This window comes from Ensifer adhaerens (assembly GCF_002007205.1).
GTDB lineage: Bacteria > Pseudomonadota > Alphaproteobacteria > Rhizobiales > Rhizobiaceae > Ensifer > Ensifer adhaerens_D.
The window spans coordinates 559571-573513 of record NZ_LAZS01000005.1 but is presented as its reverse complement, the minus strand read 5'-3'; the positions used below and the strand labels follow the sequence as shown (position 1 = coordinate 573513).

General features: G+C 63.1%; 15 protein-coding genes. 5 read left to right on the top strand and 10 right to left on the bottom strand.

The window, feature by feature from the left end:
* Nucleotides 1–30 precede the first annotated feature (30 nt).
* Complete coding sequence (locus XB14_RS06610; protein WP_077960849.1) at nt 31–330, top strand: hypothetical protein; 300 nt, start codon at nt 31–33, stop codon at nt 328–330.
* A gap of 272 nt (nt 331–602) precedes the next feature.
* On the opposite strand, the gene XB14_RS32560 is transcribed toward XB14_RS06610, so the two are convergent.
* Together XB14_RS32560 and XB14_RS06600 are read right to left on the bottom strand one after the other, a co-directional pair.
* Complete coding sequence (locus XB14_RS32560; protein WP_179119551.1) at nt 603–3251, bottom strand: SH3 domain-containing protein; 2649 nt, start codon at nt 3249–3251, stop codon at nt 603–605.
* Between the two features lie 206 nt (nt 3252–3457).
* Nucleotides 3458–4441, bottom strand: coding sequence for a LysR substrate-binding domain-containing protein (locus XB14_RS06600; protein ID WP_077960848.1), 984 nt, complete (start codon nt 4439–4441; stop codon nt 3458–3460).
* A 127-nt stretch (nt 4442–4568) separates the two neighbouring features.
* On the opposite strand from XB14_RS06600, the gene XB14_RS06595 reads away from it, so the two are divergent.
* Genes XB14_RS06595 through XB14_RS06585 form a run of 3 tightly spaced genes read left to right on the top strand, consistent with a single transcriptional unit; the run spans nt 4569 to nt 6511 of the window.
* Nucleotides 4569–4961 carry a RidA family protein gene (locus tag XB14_RS06595; protein WP_077960847.1) on the top strand — a complete coding sequence of 131 codons (393 nt, stop codon included), beginning with the start codon at nt 4569–4571 and terminating at the stop codon, nt 4959–4961.
* 43 nt (nt 4962–5004) lie between these two features.
* A complete protein-coding gene (locus XB14_RS06590) occupies nt 5005–5397 on the top strand; it encodes a RidA family protein (protein WP_077960846.1) in 393 nt (130 codons plus the stop codon).
* Between the two features lies 1 nt (nt 5398).
* Nucleotides 5399–6511 carry an NADH:flavin oxidoreductase gene (locus XB14_RS06585; protein WP_077960845.1) on the top strand — a complete coding sequence of 371 codons (1113 nt, stop codon included), beginning with the start codon at nt 5399–5401 and terminating at the stop codon, nt 6509–6511.
* A gap of 73 nt (nt 6512–6584) precedes the next feature.
* Here the strand turns inward: XB14_RS06585 and XB14_RS06580 are convergent, their stop codons facing one another.
* Both XB14_RS06580 and XB14_RS06575 read right to left on the bottom strand, forming a co-directional pair.
* Nucleotides 6585–7550, bottom strand: a complete 966-nt coding sequence (locus XB14_RS06580) for an MBL fold metallo-hydrolase (RefSeq protein WP_077960844.1) — start codon at nt 7548–7550, stop codon at nt 6585–6587.
* Nucleotides 7551–7624: 74 nt separating this feature from the next.
* Nucleotides 7625–8458: an alpha/beta fold hydrolase gene (locus XB14_RS06575; RefSeq protein WP_419178578.1), complete on the bottom strand. Its 834-nt coding sequence runs from the start codon at nt 8456–8458 to the stop codon at nt 7625–7627.
* 302 nt (nt 8459–8760) lie between these two features.
* Between XB14_RS06575 and XB14_RS06570 the strand changes: the two genes are divergently transcribed.
* A complete protein-coding gene (locus XB14_RS06570) occupies nt 8761–9789 on the top strand; it encodes a GlxA family transcriptional regulator (protein WP_234803990.1) in 1029 nt (342 codons plus the stop codon).
* A gap of 108 nt (nt 9790–9897) precedes the next feature.
* On the opposite strand, the gene XB14_RS06565 is transcribed toward XB14_RS06570, so the two are convergent.
* The 6 genes from XB14_RS06565 to XB14_RS33520 form a co-directional block, all read right to left on the bottom strand.
* Nucleotides 9898–10272 carry a DUF1515 family protein gene (locus XB14_RS06565; RefSeq protein WP_077960841.1) on the bottom strand — a complete coding sequence of 125 codons (375 nt, stop codon included), beginning with the start codon at nt 10270–10272 and terminating at the stop codon, nt 9898–9900.
* Nucleotides 10259–10516, bottom strand: a complete 258-nt coding sequence (locus XB14_RS06560; protein WP_077960840.1) for a hypothetical protein — start codon at nt 10514–10516, stop codon at nt 10259–10261. The genes XB14_RS06565 and XB14_RS06560 overlap by 14 nt, the downstream gene beginning before the upstream one ends.
* Nucleotides 10517–10636: 120 nt before the next feature.
* On the bottom strand, nt 10637–10840 hold the full coding sequence (locus tag XB14_RS06550; protein WP_077960839.1) for a hypothetical protein: 204 nt from the start codon (nt 10838–10840) through the stop codon (nt 10637–10639).
* Entirely contained in the window at nt 10837–11670 is an 834-nt protein-coding gene (locus XB14_RS06545; protein ID WP_077960838.1) for a hypothetical protein, read from the bottom strand. The genes XB14_RS06550 and XB14_RS06545 overlap by 4 nt, the downstream gene beginning before the upstream one ends.
* Nucleotides 11671–11695: 25 nt before the next feature.
* Complete coding sequence (locus XB14_RS06540) at nt 11696–12214, bottom strand: hypothetical protein (protein ID WP_234803988.1); 519 nt, start codon at nt 12212–12214, stop codon at nt 11696–11698.
* Nucleotides 12184–13848, bottom strand: coding sequence for a hypothetical protein (locus XB14_RS33520; protein ID WP_234803986.1), 1665 nt, complete (start codon nt 13846–13848; stop codon nt 12184–12186). The genes XB14_RS06540 and XB14_RS33520 overlap by 31 nt, the downstream gene beginning before the upstream one ends.
* Nucleotides 13849–13943: the final 95 nt, after the last annotated feature.

Here is a 13943-nt window from a genome sequence, read left to right as displayed (position 1 = left end):
AATGCGTACCCGCAAGCGAGGATCGCCGACATGAAACACGCCCTTGCCGCCCTCTCCGTAGCGCTGCTTCTGAGCGGCTGCACCGCAACGACCAGTTCCACCTACTACGGCTACTCGCCGAATCTCGAGCCGATCCCCGGCAGCATCACCTACGGCGGCCAGCCGCGCACCAAGCTGAAAAAGGCGCCCGTCGGCAGCATCGTGCCGCACCAGTTCATCGATTCCTATGGCCGCAAGGTCTACGAGACCTACATCATCGAGCCCGACCGGTCGCTGCGCCTCACCAGCCGGCGCTGGCAACCGGATGACGTCTTCGGCTTCGACGACTAGAACGCCGTGCGTTCGACCGAACGCACGAAGGGCGCTCTGGCGCTTTGATTCTAGCGCACCCCTCCGCCTCCAGTGTGAAGGCGGGATGCTCTGGGGCAAGGCGCCCCTTTTGCATCGCTGCCCAAAGCTTGACTGAATAGGTCAGGCGACGACCCGCCTTTCGGAGCGTCGTTCAAGTCCAACCCGGAACGGCAGCCAGGCTCGCTGATCGCGTGGGCTTGGCTTCTGCCTGCAGGGCAACCTCCCGGCGCAACGCGCTTGGCAAGGGCAGGTCAGCGCCCGCGGCCACCGCCGCCACGACCGCCGCCCCCGCGACCACCACCGCCGCTGAAGCCACCACCACCTCGACCGCCGCCGCCGCTGAAGCCGCCACCGCCACGATGGCCACCGCCGCCGGTGAAACCGCCACCACCGCGATGGCCGCCCCCGCTGAAGCTGCCACCGCCGCCAAAGCCGCCGCCACCATAAATCGCTCCACCGCCCCGGTCGAAGTTCTGGAAACCTCCACCCGCCTCGGGGAAGCGGCGGCCGTAGCTGCGGCTCAGTTCATTGCGGTTGCCGAGCTCGCGTCCAATCCGATCGATCGCCAGATAGTCGGGGGCGCGCTCGCGCACCTGCGGCCGGTTGCGGCCGGTGGCGGGCCTGTTGACCGCGCCTCCCTGCCGGCGCTGTACCGCCTGCGGACGATTGGCAACGGCCCCCTTGGCGGCGTTTCTCAAGTCTTCGCCCTGCGGCCGCTCGACGGGCTGCCAGCCATCGGGCGTGTGCTTCTGCCACTGGCCATTTTCGCGCCGATAGACATTGCCGTTCCGGCCGGCATAGACATCGCCGCCCTTGCTGCCGACGGCAAAGCCGCTGTTGCCGCCGGTGTTCTTCCAGCGCAGACCACCCGCAGTCCCGGTCGACCCACCGCTGATCTTGGCAAACTCGCCGCCATGCTTGACGGAGACGCTTCCCCAGGAGCCGTAGACGCCCTGCCCGCCGCGAGCGATAGCTGCATTGCCGGTACCCGGATTGTAGGCTGCAACGAACCCTCGCTCGCCGCTCGGGCCGGCGACGGCGCCGCCGCGGAAGTAGGTGCCGGTCTTCGGATTGTAGCCCGCGCCAAGCACAAGCCCCCTGTTCGGACCGTAGGCATAGCCATAGCGCCCGAAGGTTCCGTGGGCAGGATTGTAGAAGGCGCCCATGCCATAGCTGATCGGAGGTGGATAATAGGGAGGCCAGTCGCCGCCGTCGTCATAGTCCCAATAGGGCGGATAGTACCAGCCTGAACCCCAGACCACGGTGTCCCAGGCAAGGTACATGTAGAGATAGCCGAGCGTGTAGCCGTACCAGACGGCGTCATCCTCGGTATCATAGACCCGGACATAGGTGGCATTGTAGACCGGCGAGGACGGCGGGATCGTATAGATTTCATCCGCGACCGCACGCGCAACGGCAAAGGGACCGGTCGGCGTATCGGCGACGAACCAGATTCCGTCCTTGAGCAGGAAGTACTTGTCGGCGACCTTGATCACCAGCTCATTGGAATTGACCGCATAGAACATCGCCGTGCCTTCGATCGGCACGAACTTCGGCTCGCCGCTATAGGTCGGCTCCGCCTTCACCGATCCATCGGTTGCAACCCGCGCCATTCTCGGGATGCTGGCCCTCAGCCGTGCCTCCGCACTTTCCGACGTGCCGGGGATCGAAGCGCGAGCGACGGAGTATGGCGCATCGCTCGGCAGGTTCAGGAAGTCGGCCGGCAGATTGGGCGTGGCAAAAACCCACGGGCCGTCGAGCGAGCTTGCGGAGAACCACCGCCCGGACAAGAGCGTGTACCAGGTCTTGCTCGGCGGATGGTAGAAGACGCCGCTTCGCGTATTCGACGCCCATTCGAGGTTTGTTCCCTTGATCGGCTCGAGCGTGGGCTTCCCCTCAAGAATGATCAGCTCTGCAGGTCGGTCCGAATAGAAAACCTTCGGCACTGCCTTGTCCCCGAAGGCGGCCGCAGGAAGGGCTGCCTTCGTTTCCTTCCAGCTCTCATCGTCGGGCAATTTGGAGATGAGATCCGGAAGCGTGTCGGCAGCCGCCCAGCCGCTTTCGAGCGCACTCGACTTCAGCCAGTTCTTCTCGTCGCGCAGGTAGTAGCTGTTGTCCGCATCGACCTTGAAAAGATCCCAGTTCGTATTGGTGACGAAGGAAAGGCCCTGGACACCCTTAACCGGCGCCAGGACCGCCGCGCCATTGGTCTGAACAAGGATCGCTGGCGTCTCGCTCACGAAGATCGGCGGCGGATCCGCCTTGATATCAGGGACGTCGGCGAGCCGCTTGTAGTCCATCAGGCTCGCGGTCAGCCGCTCCTGCGAGACGACGATCGGATCGGCCGGCAGCAGCTTGCCGACCTCAAGCGCAAGATCCGAAAGCTCTTGCCGCCCCAGCGTCGAGAAATCGACCCGCGTGACCTTCACGTCCGTCAGCGTCACATTCCCGGTGTCGTCGTCGGCCAGCGTCTTGGCGGTAACGGCGATGATGCCGTAGGCGGGCTTGGCGTCCGCCGTCATCTTGACTTCGGCGGCGATGAGGGCGTCGAGCTGCGTGAAATTCGCCCAATCGGAAATCTGCGGCTGGTAGAGCGTCAATGTCGCCCCTGCATCCGAGGTGAACACCTTTGGCCAGGCTGGCGTGCTGGTATCGGACTGCTGCAGGTATTTGCCGGCGACAAAGCCGTTGGCGCCTGCATAGGACACCGCGCACCACGTTGCCGCGGTATCGCATTCCTTGATGTCGACTTCCTCGCCTTGCGCAATGACCTGCATCGACGCGAACCCGGTGTCGGGACCGGTCCGGAAATTGACGTTGGCCGTCAGCGTGGCAGGGTCGGCAAAGGCGGATGTCGAGAAAAATGAAGCAACTGTGAGGTAGGAAATCACGCGGCGCATGGCTGCCTCTTCGTTGAATGCAGCTCTACCTTTTGGAGCATGCGCAGGGTACGCCGCAATTGAGATTTCGTCCAGCGGCCAAGCTGTTACCGTTTTCAGGGGCCCGGCCAACAGCCATCGGCACGCATCGCGTCCCGCCGCCTTCCGGTCAATCGACGATTGCGGACCGCCGCCGCTCCGGCCGCTCTGCCGACGGCCACCCGCACTTACGGATCGCGGCTCTTGGCGACAGCGGTCCCGGCAGGGACAGGCTGAACGAGATCGCCATGCCGCACGCTGCGGCAGTCGGCGTCGCGGAACTGTTCGGCCACCCAGGCCCGCAGCACCTTTGTTGCCGGCCGCTCGGCCATGCGCGGGCTGTAGACCAGATCGTAGCGATCGCTTTCGAGCGTCAGGTCAAACGGCTGGACGAGGATGCCGGATGCCAGTTCTTCGGCAACCAAGGTCAGGCTGAGCAGGCCGATCCCCTGCCCGGCCACAACGGACTGGACCGCGTGGATCTCGTCGGTAAAGGAGAGCCCCGCGTTCGCCTCGATACCCGCGGCGCCGGCGCGCTCCAGCCAGTGCCGCCAAACAGGCGCGCGGGCATCGTGACGGCGCAACGTTCCCCAATCGTAATGGACCAGCGTCGCCTGTTCGAGCTCGGCAACACTGGCCGGAGCCAGTCGCGGCACGCAAACCGGCGCGAAGCGATCCGCAAACAACGGTTCTGTGATGAGCCCCGGATAGTCACCGCCGCCAAGCCGGATCGCCGCATCCGCATCGGCCTCCAGGTCGACCATTCGGTGGGACGCATCCAGCCTCAACGTCCATTCGGGATAGGCCTCGCGGAAGGAACCGGCAAGTGGCGCCAGGCGCCTCGCGACGAAGGCGACGGTCGAGGTCAGCCGCGCCACCTTTTCCGTCCGCTGACGGCGCACATCGGCAATTGCCTGCTCGAAACGGTCGAGACCATCACGCAAGACTGGAAACAGCACCTTTCCGGCGGCGGTCAGGTGCACCTGCCGCGTCTCACGATCGAAGAGCTTGACCTCGAGCATTTCCTCCAGTTGCCGGATCTGGTGGCTGACGGCAGTCGCCGAAACATTCAGCTCCTCCGCCGCATGCTTGAAGCTTAAGCGCCGGGCGGCTGCCTCGAAGACCCTGAGCGCGCCGAGCGGCGGCAATTTCCTCATAATATCCTCACGGATGAATTCAACTCATCTATCGGCTGAGAAATCACTCTTTGTCAGCCGGAGAGCGGCACAGCATATTGAGATCAACAGCCAAGGCAACAGCGCCGAGCTGAGAAAATCTCAAGCATGAAAGGACACTCCCATGTCTCTCGAACAGGTCATCACCACGCCCGATCCCTATGCGCCCTTCCTGCTCTCGCAGGCGATCAAGGCCAATGGTTTCGTCTTCGTCTCCGGCCAGGCTGCAATCGGCGATGACGGCGAGCTCGTCGGCGTCGGCGACTTCGACCGCCAGGCCGAACAGGCCTTCCGCAACCTCGACCGGGCATTGAAGGCTGCCGGATCCGGCCTCGAAAAGATCGTCAAGGTCACGATCTTCCTGCGCTCCATGGAGAACTTCGCAAAGATCATCGAACTGCGCCGCAAGTGGTTTTCCGCCCCCTATCCCGCCGACAGCATCATCGAGGTCTCCTCGCTCTATTCACCGGACGCGCTGATCGAGATCGAGGCGATCGCGCTCGACGCCGGCCACTGAAGCGCGCGAGCGCACGCGCGTTCCACCATAGAAAGGACATTCCATGCCTCTGGTACAGGCCGTCACCCGGCCTGATCCCTATGCACCGTTCCTGATTTCCCAGGCGATCGAAGCCAATGGTCTTGTCTTCGTTTCGGGCCAGTTGGCCATCGGCGACAACGGCCGGATCGTCGGTCCCGGCGATTTCGACCGCCAGGCAGATCAGGCCTTCCACAACCTCGAGCGCGCCCTGACGGCCGCCGGCTCCGGGCTCCGCAGGATCGTCAAGACCACGATCTTCCTGCGCTCCATCGAGAACGCCGGCAAGTTGGTGACGCTTCGCCGCCAATGGCTTTCGGCACCCTACCCCGCCGAAAGCATGGTCGAGGTCCCCTCCCTCTCTTCACCCGAGGCGTTGATCGAAATCGAAGCGATCGCGCTCACCGGAGATCAATGACATGAACGCACCACAGAGCATTCCCTCGTCGGTCTTCACCGGCACCAACCTCAAGGGGATCGATTTTTCCAACCGCCTTTCGGTCGCGCCGATGACCCGCATCAGCGCCTCGGCAAGCGGCATTCCCGGCGAACGCATGGCTCGCTATTACGAGCGCTTCGCCCGTGGCGGCTTCAGCCTGATCACGACCGAAGGCATCTATACCGACAAGGCCTATTCCCAGACCTACAGGGATCAACCAGGCCTGACGGACCAGGAACAGGCGGAAGCCTGGCGAAAAATCGTCGACACGGTCCATGCCGCCGGCGGACGCATCTTCGCCCAGCTCATGCATGGCGGCGCGTTGGCGCAGGGCAATCCGCACAGGTCCGAGACGGTGGGCGCGTCCGCCGTCCGCCCGAAGGGGAGCCAGTTGACCGGCTATCACGGCGACGGCCCCTATGCCCTGCCGCGGGAAATCAGCGAAGCCGAAATCGCCGAGGCGATCGAAGGCTTTGCCAATGCCGCCCGTTTGGCGATCGAGGTCTCCGGTTTCGACGGCATCGAGATCCACGGCGCCAATGGCTACCTGCTCGATCAGTTCTTCACCGATTTCTCGAACCGGCGCGCGGATCGCTGGGGCGGCGATATCGTCCGGCGGTTCGGTCTGTCGCTCGCAGTGCTGAAGGCGGTGCGCGCGGCGATCGGCCCGGACATGCCGCTGGGCCTCCGCCTCTCCCAGGGCAAGGTCAACGACTTCAGGCACAAGTGGGTGGAGGGGGAGCCGGGTGCTGCCCGCGTGTTCGAGGCGCTCGCCGAAAGCCCCGCCGATTTCGTCCATGTGACCGAGTTCGAAGCCTGGCGGCCGGCCTTCGAGGGTGGCGACACCTCGCTCGTCGCGCTTGCCCGTCGCCACGCGCCCCGCCTCTTCCTCATCGCCAACGGCAGCCTGCACGATCTTGCCCGCGCCGAGGAGGTGATGGAAGCCGGTGCCGACATGATCGCGCTTGGCCGCGGCGCGCTCGTCAATCCCGACTGGCCACAGCTCACCGCGAAACGCACCGCTCTGCGTCCGTTCGAACTGCCGTTCCTTGCGCCGATCAGCGACATCAAGGACAGCGAACTGGCTCTCTGAATGCAGAGAAACGGGCGCGTCCCCTGGGAGACGCGCCCGTTGCTTGCGTTGAAGGCCTGACTGGCCTGGGCGGCTACGACGCCGCCACGAAGCGATAGACCGTCCCGTTTCGTTCGGCCCGCCCGATCCCCGGATAGGCCCAATGATAGCCAAGCAGCGCCAGCCTCTCCGATGCCGCCCGGTCGATCAGGCCCTTGCGGGTCTTCAGAGCCAGCTCCGCGTCCGTGTCGAAGCCGAAGTGCCAGTCGGGATGTTCGAAGAAGACGATGTTGCTGGTCACGGCGTCGCCAGTAACCACCAGGCCCTCATGTCCGGCGCCGTCGCCGCCGGCAAGCTGAAGCGATATATGGCCGGGCGTGTGGCCACGCGTGTCGAGCACCTGCATGCCGCTGACGATTTCATCGCCGGGCTTGACCAGGGTCAGCCGGTCCTGAACGGCAAAGAGGTCGCGCTGCGCGCCCTTGGCAAAACCGTGCAGCACCTGCGGCATCACCTTTTCGAAGTTCGGATCGGTCCAGAACTGCCATTCCCTCTCCGAGATGAAATACTGCGCGTTCGGAAAGGTGAGCTTGCCATCGGCGCCGACGGTGCCGCCCGCGTGGTCGGGATGGGCATGGGTCAGCACCACCTTCGTCACCGCGTTCGGGTCGATACCGGCCGCCAGCAGATTGGCGTGAAGCTTGCCGGCGCTCTCCTGGAAACGGGTGCCCGAACCGTCGTCGACCACGATCAGATCGCCGCCGGTGCGGATAACCGGAATGTTGGTATGAAACGGCGCGCGTTCAGGCGTGCCGCCGAGCCGGCGCATGATCTCCGGTCGCTCTTCCGCCGTAGCATCCGGCAGAACGATGCTGACCGGCAGCATGATGAAGCCGTCGCTGACGACGGAAATATCGAAGCCGCCATGCCGAAAGCGTTTGATATCAGCGGCATAGGCGCCATTCGGAAGAAGGGCGGAGGCTGCGAGCGCACTGGAGCCGGCAAGGAATTCACGCCGGTCGGGGCCGGAGGCGTCGCTGGGATTGTGGGAAGAGGTCATGGCTCTGGTCCTTGGCTGAAACGTTTGACATAGAGTGCCGGCGCTACCTCCGGGGCGGCTCCGGCGAGCAACCGTCAGGCCCTGGCGAAGGCGAGCAGGTCGGCGTTGAGCTGGTCCTTGTGGGTATCGGTGATGCCGTGCGGCGCGCCGGCATAGACCTTGAGTTCCGCATGCGGCACCAGCGTCTTCGAGGCCCGTGCGGCCGCGTCGATCGGCACGATCTGGTCGTCATCGCCATGGATGATCAAGGTCGGCACGTCGAACTTCTTCAGGTCCTCGGTGAAGTCGGTCTGCGAGAAGGCGGCGATCGAGTCGTAGGTGTTCTTGTGGCCACCCATCATGCCCTGCAGCCAGAAACTGTCGATCATGCCCTGCGAGGCGACCGCACCCGGGCGGTTGAAGCCGAAGAACGGACCGGAGGCGATGTCGCGGTAGAGCTTCGAGCGATCCTTGAGGCTGGCCGCCTGCAGGCCGTCGAACACGTCCTTCGGCAATCCGCCAGGGTTCCTGTCGGTCTTGACCATCAACGGCGGCACCGCCGAGATCAAACCGGCCTTGGCGATCCGGCTGGTGCCGTGGCGGCCGATATAGCGGCTGATCTCGCCGCCGCCGGTCGAAAACCCGGCCAGGAAGATGCCCTTCAGATCGAGCGTATTGATCAGATCGGCGAGATCGTCGGCATAGTGGTCCATGTCGTTGCCGTCCCAGGGCTGCGACGAGCGGCCGTGGCCACGGCGGTCATGGGTGACGACGCGGAAGCCGTTATTGGCGAGATGAAAGGCCTGCGCTTCCCAGCTGTCGGACGACAGCGGCCAGCCGTGGCTGAGCACGACGACCGGGCCATCCTTCGGGCCCCAGTCCTTGTAATAGATCTCGACGCCATCGCGGGTGATGATGTGGCTGCCCATGGTGTTTGCTCCCTCGGTGCCGGACACGCCGGCGGTTGATGCAGTGGTGGATGCGGCCTTGGCCGGCGTGTTCATGGCATTGACTGCGGCTACGGTGGCGGCGGCACCAAATGCGGCCGACAGAACCGTGCGGCGCGAAAGGCCATTGGAAACGCTTGCGGAAACTGCTCTTGCCTGTGTCATCGTCCTCACCTCTTCGATCTCTGTTGCTTAGGCCTCCATCCCGTGGAAGCGATGGTTGAATTGATAAATCGGCAGGCCTAACCTCTCGACCGGCAAAGCTGACAACGATGGGGGCAGAAGTGACAAAACGAGCGACAAGCGAACCGGCGGAGATCGGTATCGTCGTCTACCCCCGCGCCCTGATGTCGGCGATCCATGGGCTGACCGACATGTTCCAGGTCGCGAGCATGCAGTCGATCGAGCAGAGCGGCAGGGATGCGCCGCAGATCCGCATCAGCCATTGGAAGCTTCAGGAAGACGGATCGGTGGCAAAGTCACGCGACATCCACGAAGGCCCTTCCCCGGGTCTGGTGGCCCTGATCTTGCCGCCCACGCTCTCCGACCTGCCGGTCGGCGACCGCATCGGCGCCCTGCCCGCCTTCGTGCGCGAGCAGCATCAGCGCGGCACCACCATCTGCTCCGTCTGCGGCGGCGCCTATCTGCTGGCCGAATCCGGTCTCGCCGCCGGCCGCACCATCACCACACATTGGTCGCACCAGGACCTGATCGCCGGGCGCTACGGCGATATCCGCGTAGACACGGACAGGCTGCTGATCGACGAAGGCGACATCATCACAGCAGGCGGCATGATGGCCTGGATCGATCTCGGGCTGAAACTCGTCGACCGGTTTCTGGGGACAGACGTCATGCTGGCGACAGCGCGTTACATGATCATCGATCCCGGCGCACGCGAGCAGAGCTACTACAGTGTCTTTGCGCCGAAGCTCGACCATGGCGACACGATCATCCTGAAGATCCAGCACTGGCTGCACGGCACCAACACCAAGGGCGTCACCCTGCAGATGATGGCCGACCGCGCCGGGCTCGGCGACCGCACCTTCCTGCGCCGTTTCCAGAAGGCGACCGGCTTCAACCCGACCGAATATTGCCAGCGGCTGCGGATCGCCAAGTCCCGCGATCTCCTGGAGCGCTCGCATCTCTCGATCGAGCAGGTCGCCTGGCAAAGCGGCTATGACGATACCAACGCCTATCGCAAGATCTTCCGCAAGATCCTTGGCCTCTCGCCGAAGGAGTACCGCCTTCGCTTCTCGGTTTCCGATGGAGGACGCGTGTTGGGCGCAACCGTGAATCCGATACCAGCCGTGTAGGCACCGTTAGGCGGAGCCGCTCCGGAGCGCCAAACGAGAAAAGCGCCGCGCACCCTTTCGGGTGCGCGGCGCTTTTATTGACTAGGCAGGACCGGAGGGCCCAGCCCACTAGGCTTTGCCTGCGATCACGAACACGATCCGCCGGATCGCTTCGGCGAAGCTGACGCCAAGGGCCATCGCGGCAATGCCGGTCACCCCAAGCGCACCGATGCCCATGAGCTTCCACCGCCTGACATCATCGGTCACGGGCTTCATGTCCGAGATTTCGGCTCCGATCGCAGAAGTCGACGCCTCGAGCTCGTTGACCCGCTCGGAGAGCTGATCCATGCGCCGGTGAACGCTGGCCTGACTGGCGGCAGACTTGTCTTCCGCCCGCCTGGCGCCATCCTCGATCCGATGAATGGACTCCTGCAAGCCGCGCATACCCGCGACCAGCTCTCCCAATTGGCGATGAACGATAATGTCGATTTCAGCCTGCGACATGATCATCCTCCCCGTGCTTCGCGCATTCGGCCTTTGTCCATATATCTGCGGCACAAAGGCCGACGACCGTGCGGTCGATCCGGCGCTGGTCGGCCGGCGACGCTCCGCGCGCTCCGACAAGATCAGTTCCGACCACGGCGCGCAGGCCCGGAACACTGGCCGGACGCGAAATCCCACAGCCTGCCAGCATCAATGCAAGAATCGTAATCAAGGCGCCTCTCGCGAGCGCGGTTCTGAGCGTCATTGTTCTGCCTTTCGATGGCATTGGCGTAGGATCGGGCGCCGTCCGCGCGGATTTCATGGATGAGCCAGGCGAGACCGACGAGGAGAAGGCCGCCGATAAGGAGCTTGGGCCAGGCAAACATCATTTCGCCCAGCCAAGGCTTCGTGCGAGCACGTACCAGCACTCCGAGAGGAGGCCCGCACTAAGGCCCATGCCAACCTCAATCAGCATCTGCACGTCCGGATCGTCGGCAAGCACCAGGCCTGCGTCCGGTGCCAACAGTCCCTTGGCGACGAGCAGGCCCGCGCCGTAGCGAAGCAGGATACGGATGACGACAGCACTCATTTCGCCCACCGCGCAAGAAACGCGGCAGCCGCCTCGATGAGACGGCGCAGGCGATTGAATTTGGCCCCTTGCGAGGCGTTAACGCCTTCCGCGCCGGGCGCCTTTTCGACTGCGCCGGGCCGCAGGACCACAACGACGGCCGGATCGGTCGAAGCGCTCTCGCGACCATATCCCGCCGCACGCAGCGCCGCTTCGAAGGCGCGGCCGTAGGCCTCGATCTTCGGCCCGTTCTGCCTGATATCGCCGTTGATAATCGCTCGCGAGGCGGCATAACGATAGCCGGTCGCCGCCGGAGGTCGGCTATCGGCTGTGTCGAAATCGGTCAGCCGCTTGCCCGTGAAAAGCCCGTGCACCATGCCGTCGAAGAGGATGCGAATGGCCGTTGCCGGATCGCAGGCTCGATCCGGCGTTTCCGCGAGACCAAACTTGCGATAGTTCGCGCGCCCGGTGATTTGCGCCAGCCCGCGCCCGCGAAACACCCAGCCGTCGTCGTCTTCGACATTGCCAAGCCGCCCGCCATAAACCCGGTTCGCAAGCCTGCGCGGATTGCCGGCATAGGGCTCGGCGCTCGCAAGTGTGGGAAACCTGGCCGGCCAAACCTGCGTGAGCCGCCTTGCCGAATAGTTCAGGTTCTCCTCGATCGGCCGCATCATACCGCCGGTTTCGTGATGAGCCTCCGCGAGGATCGCGGCCAGATGGCAAAGGCTTACAGCGCGCCGGCGCCCCTCCAGGACAATTGCCTCCAGGCTTTCGAATTGCTTTACGGAATAGGTTTTGAAATCACCCGACGCGGGATCGCGCAGGGCCGCGTGAAATGCCGCTCTGTTCATGGTTCACCTTTTGGAGATACTCCGGTTAAAGCGCGGACGCAGCGCCCCACAGGACATCGATCTGGGCATCGGAAAGATCAAGCGCTGCACCAACGATCGCGATCAACGGATGCGTACGGTTGAACGTGGTCGCGTATTCCCACTCGATTTGCGCCTTGTCCCGACCCGGGCCAGCCGGCATAGCGGCAATCGTCGCGGTCACGGTCAAGGGGGAGATACTGGCGTTGACCAGGCCGAGGCGGAGTTGACGGGCCGTCAGACTGGGCATCCGTTGCCGTAACTCGTCTTCCGTCGGCGGATCTGGCGGTGTGTAGGCTTCGATCTGGAAGTCGGGATTGTCGCGCAACCACTGACGGATGGTGGGGTTGAGGCCGACATCGTCATCGGGACGACTACAATAGTCGGTGTCGTAGGCTTCACCCAGATAATCCGTAATGTTGCAATGGATGTTGTAGGTACTGTCTTCTTGAGTGGCGCGAACGGTATAGACCGTATTCAAAGACATTGATGACATCACGCCGTCCTCACGAAGTTGTAGACCCATGCACCTGTCCCAGGCGAATCGTAGCCGCCACGAGCGCGCCAAGTTCCAGCAAGTTGGCCACCATCGGGGCTCAGGGAGTAGGCATAGTTGGAATTGAGATAAATCGCGTGGGCAGAGTTCCGTTCTCTGACGTCACCATTGCCCGTGGAAACCATGATGAGATGCCCAAGCGGGAAGTTTGTTTCGTCACGACTTGAACCGCTGTAGACACCGGCTTTCTGCTCAAACATCTGATGCAGGAACAACCCAGCATAGGGAATGTACTGGTTACCGTCCGTTTGCAGCAACCAACCCGCATAGCGGATGACGTCTGGCGATCCCGCATCGACGCCGAAACCGTTCTGTGCGCCACCAAATCTGATCCATCCGGCATTGCCAGCCTGTTGCCCCCAAACCCGAATAGAGTTTGGGGCATTCATGTCGCCGATCCAGGCATCATCGCCGACCTTGACGTTGAGGCTGTTGCCATTGTTCTTGGTGACGATGGCATTGCAGTAGATCGTACTGAAGAAATCCGTCTCACCTGCCGCATTCCACGACATGAGTGTGGTGGCATTTGTGCCAAAGCGGTCATTGGATTTCTGGATGAAAAGGCCGCCTCCATTGTCACCAATCATGCGGTAACTGTCAGTGGTGTCATTGGTAAATATCTGGATCTCACCAGAAGCGGCGGCGCCCCCGACACGCATAACGTGCCCGGACCAAATACCCCGGCCATCCTCGTAAACACCAAACTCCTGAGAAAACACGCCTGAAGTATTGAACAGCGACAGGCGAAGGGAGCCGGTAGAGTTCTGATGATAAACCAGACCTCGGTTCACATCCGTGGGCGTGCGGAACCACAAAAGACGATCACCGCTCGCCTTGGCGATAAACTCGCCATTGGTAGTGATGACCTGGTTTCCGGTGAGAGTACCGCCGAATGTTCCAGTGCTGTTGAAAACTGCGAACCCTTGGAAATTGTGACCTCCATGAGAGGTGTATGTTAGAGCACCATTTCCAGTGGCGCCTGTACCTCCGGATGCCAAAATACGCGCGTCGTAGTCAGTGTTTGCGCCAGACGAATGGAAGTCGATGAACGGTGTATTTGCTATCCCCGCCGGCCCAAGCTCAATACCCTGGTTGGCGGCGGTGGTGAGCAGGCTGGCGGCAGTTATCGCTGAGGTAAAAGTCTTCCCTGATTGCGACGTCGGCAGACGAGCGTCCGCGATCGTACCGGTTGCCAAGTCGCTCGCAGACCCCGACGATGCGATGCTCGCGAGTCCGAGCGTCGCTCTCATCGTCGCCGCGTCCGCATCGTCGAGGATGGTCCTGGCAAACGGCGTCAGCGCCGTGGTTGCGTAAAGGTCGCTGCCTGTCGTGTAGAGCATGTTGTTCTCTACGGTCGTAAGACCGGCGATCGATTGCAAACCTGCGTTCTGGGCCTGCACTTTCGTGCCGATCTCAAGCCCGAGCGCCGTGCGCGCAGCGCTTGCCGAGGTTGCGCCCGTCCCGCCAGCGGTCACGGGGCGCGGCGCGTTGGCGTCGGCTGTCAGGTCATCGATCAGCGTGTTGTAGGGCACGCTTTGAATGGTCGTGTTCGGCACGCCTTTGGTGCCGGCGGGAGGCGAATAAACGCCGCCAGTTCTGGGCATGGGGTTTCTCCATGAAAGCGTCCACCGAGCGCTCGGCGTTTGGTTGAACCGGACGCCCGAGCGCTTCAGCTATTGAGGTTTTTTCTCGTCTCGAA

What these genes read in the sequence shown, in the direction of transcription:
- XB14_RS06610 (WP_077960849.1), top strand. Translation starts at nt 31, where the DNA reads ATGAAACACGCCCTTGCCGCCCTCTCCGTAGCGCTGCTTCTGAGCGGC.
- XB14_RS32560 (WP_179119551.1), bottom strand. Translation starts at nt 3,251, where the DNA reads ATGCGCCGCGTGATTTCCTACCTCACAGTTGCTTCATTTTTCTCGACA.
- XB14_RS06595 (WP_077960847.1), top strand. Translation starts at nt 4,569, where the DNA reads ATGTCTCTCGAACAGGTCATCACCACGCCCGATCCCTATGCGCCCTTC.
- XB14_RS06590 (WP_077960846.1), top strand. Translation starts at nt 5,005, where the DNA reads ATGCCTCTGGTACAGGCCGTCACCCGGCCTGATCCCTATGCACCGTTC.
- XB14_RS06585 (WP_077960845.1), top strand. Translation starts at nt 5,399, where the DNA reads ATGAACGCACCACAGAGCATTCCCTCGTCGGTCTTCACCGGCACCAAC.
- XB14_RS06580 (WP_077960844.1), bottom strand. Translation starts at nt 7,550, where the DNA reads ATGACCTCTTCCCACAATCCCAGCGACGCCTCCGGCCCCGACCGGCGT.
- XB14_RS06575 (WP_419178578.1), bottom strand. Translation starts at nt 8,458, where the DNA reads ATGGGCAGCCACATCATCACCCGCGATGGCGTCGAGATCTATTACAAG.
- XB14_RS06565 (WP_077960841.1), bottom strand. Translation starts at nt 10,272, where the DNA reads ATGTCGCAGGCTGAAATCGACATTATCGTTCATCGCCAATTGGGAGAG.
- XB14_RS06560 (WP_077960840.1), bottom strand. Translation starts at nt 10,516, where the DNA reads ATGACGCTCAGAACCGCGCTCGCGAGAGGCGCCTTGATTACGATTCTT.
- XB14_RS06550 (WP_077960839.1), bottom strand. Translation starts at nt 10,840, where the DNA reads ATGAGTGCTGTCGTCATCCGTATCCTGCTTCGCTACGGCGCGGGCCTG.
- XB14_RS06545 (WP_077960838.1), bottom strand. Translation starts at nt 11,670, where the DNA reads ATGAACAGAGCGGCATTTCACGCGGCCCTGCGCGATCCCGCGTCGGGT.
- XB14_RS06540 (WP_234803988.1), bottom strand. Translation starts at nt 12,214, where the DNA reads ATGGGTCTACAACTTCGTGAGGACGGCGTGATGTCATCAATGTCTTTG.
- XB14_RS33520 (WP_234803986.1), bottom strand. Translation starts at nt 13,848, where the DNA reads ATGCCCAGAACTGGCGGCGTTTATTCGCCTCCCGCCGGCACCAAAGGC.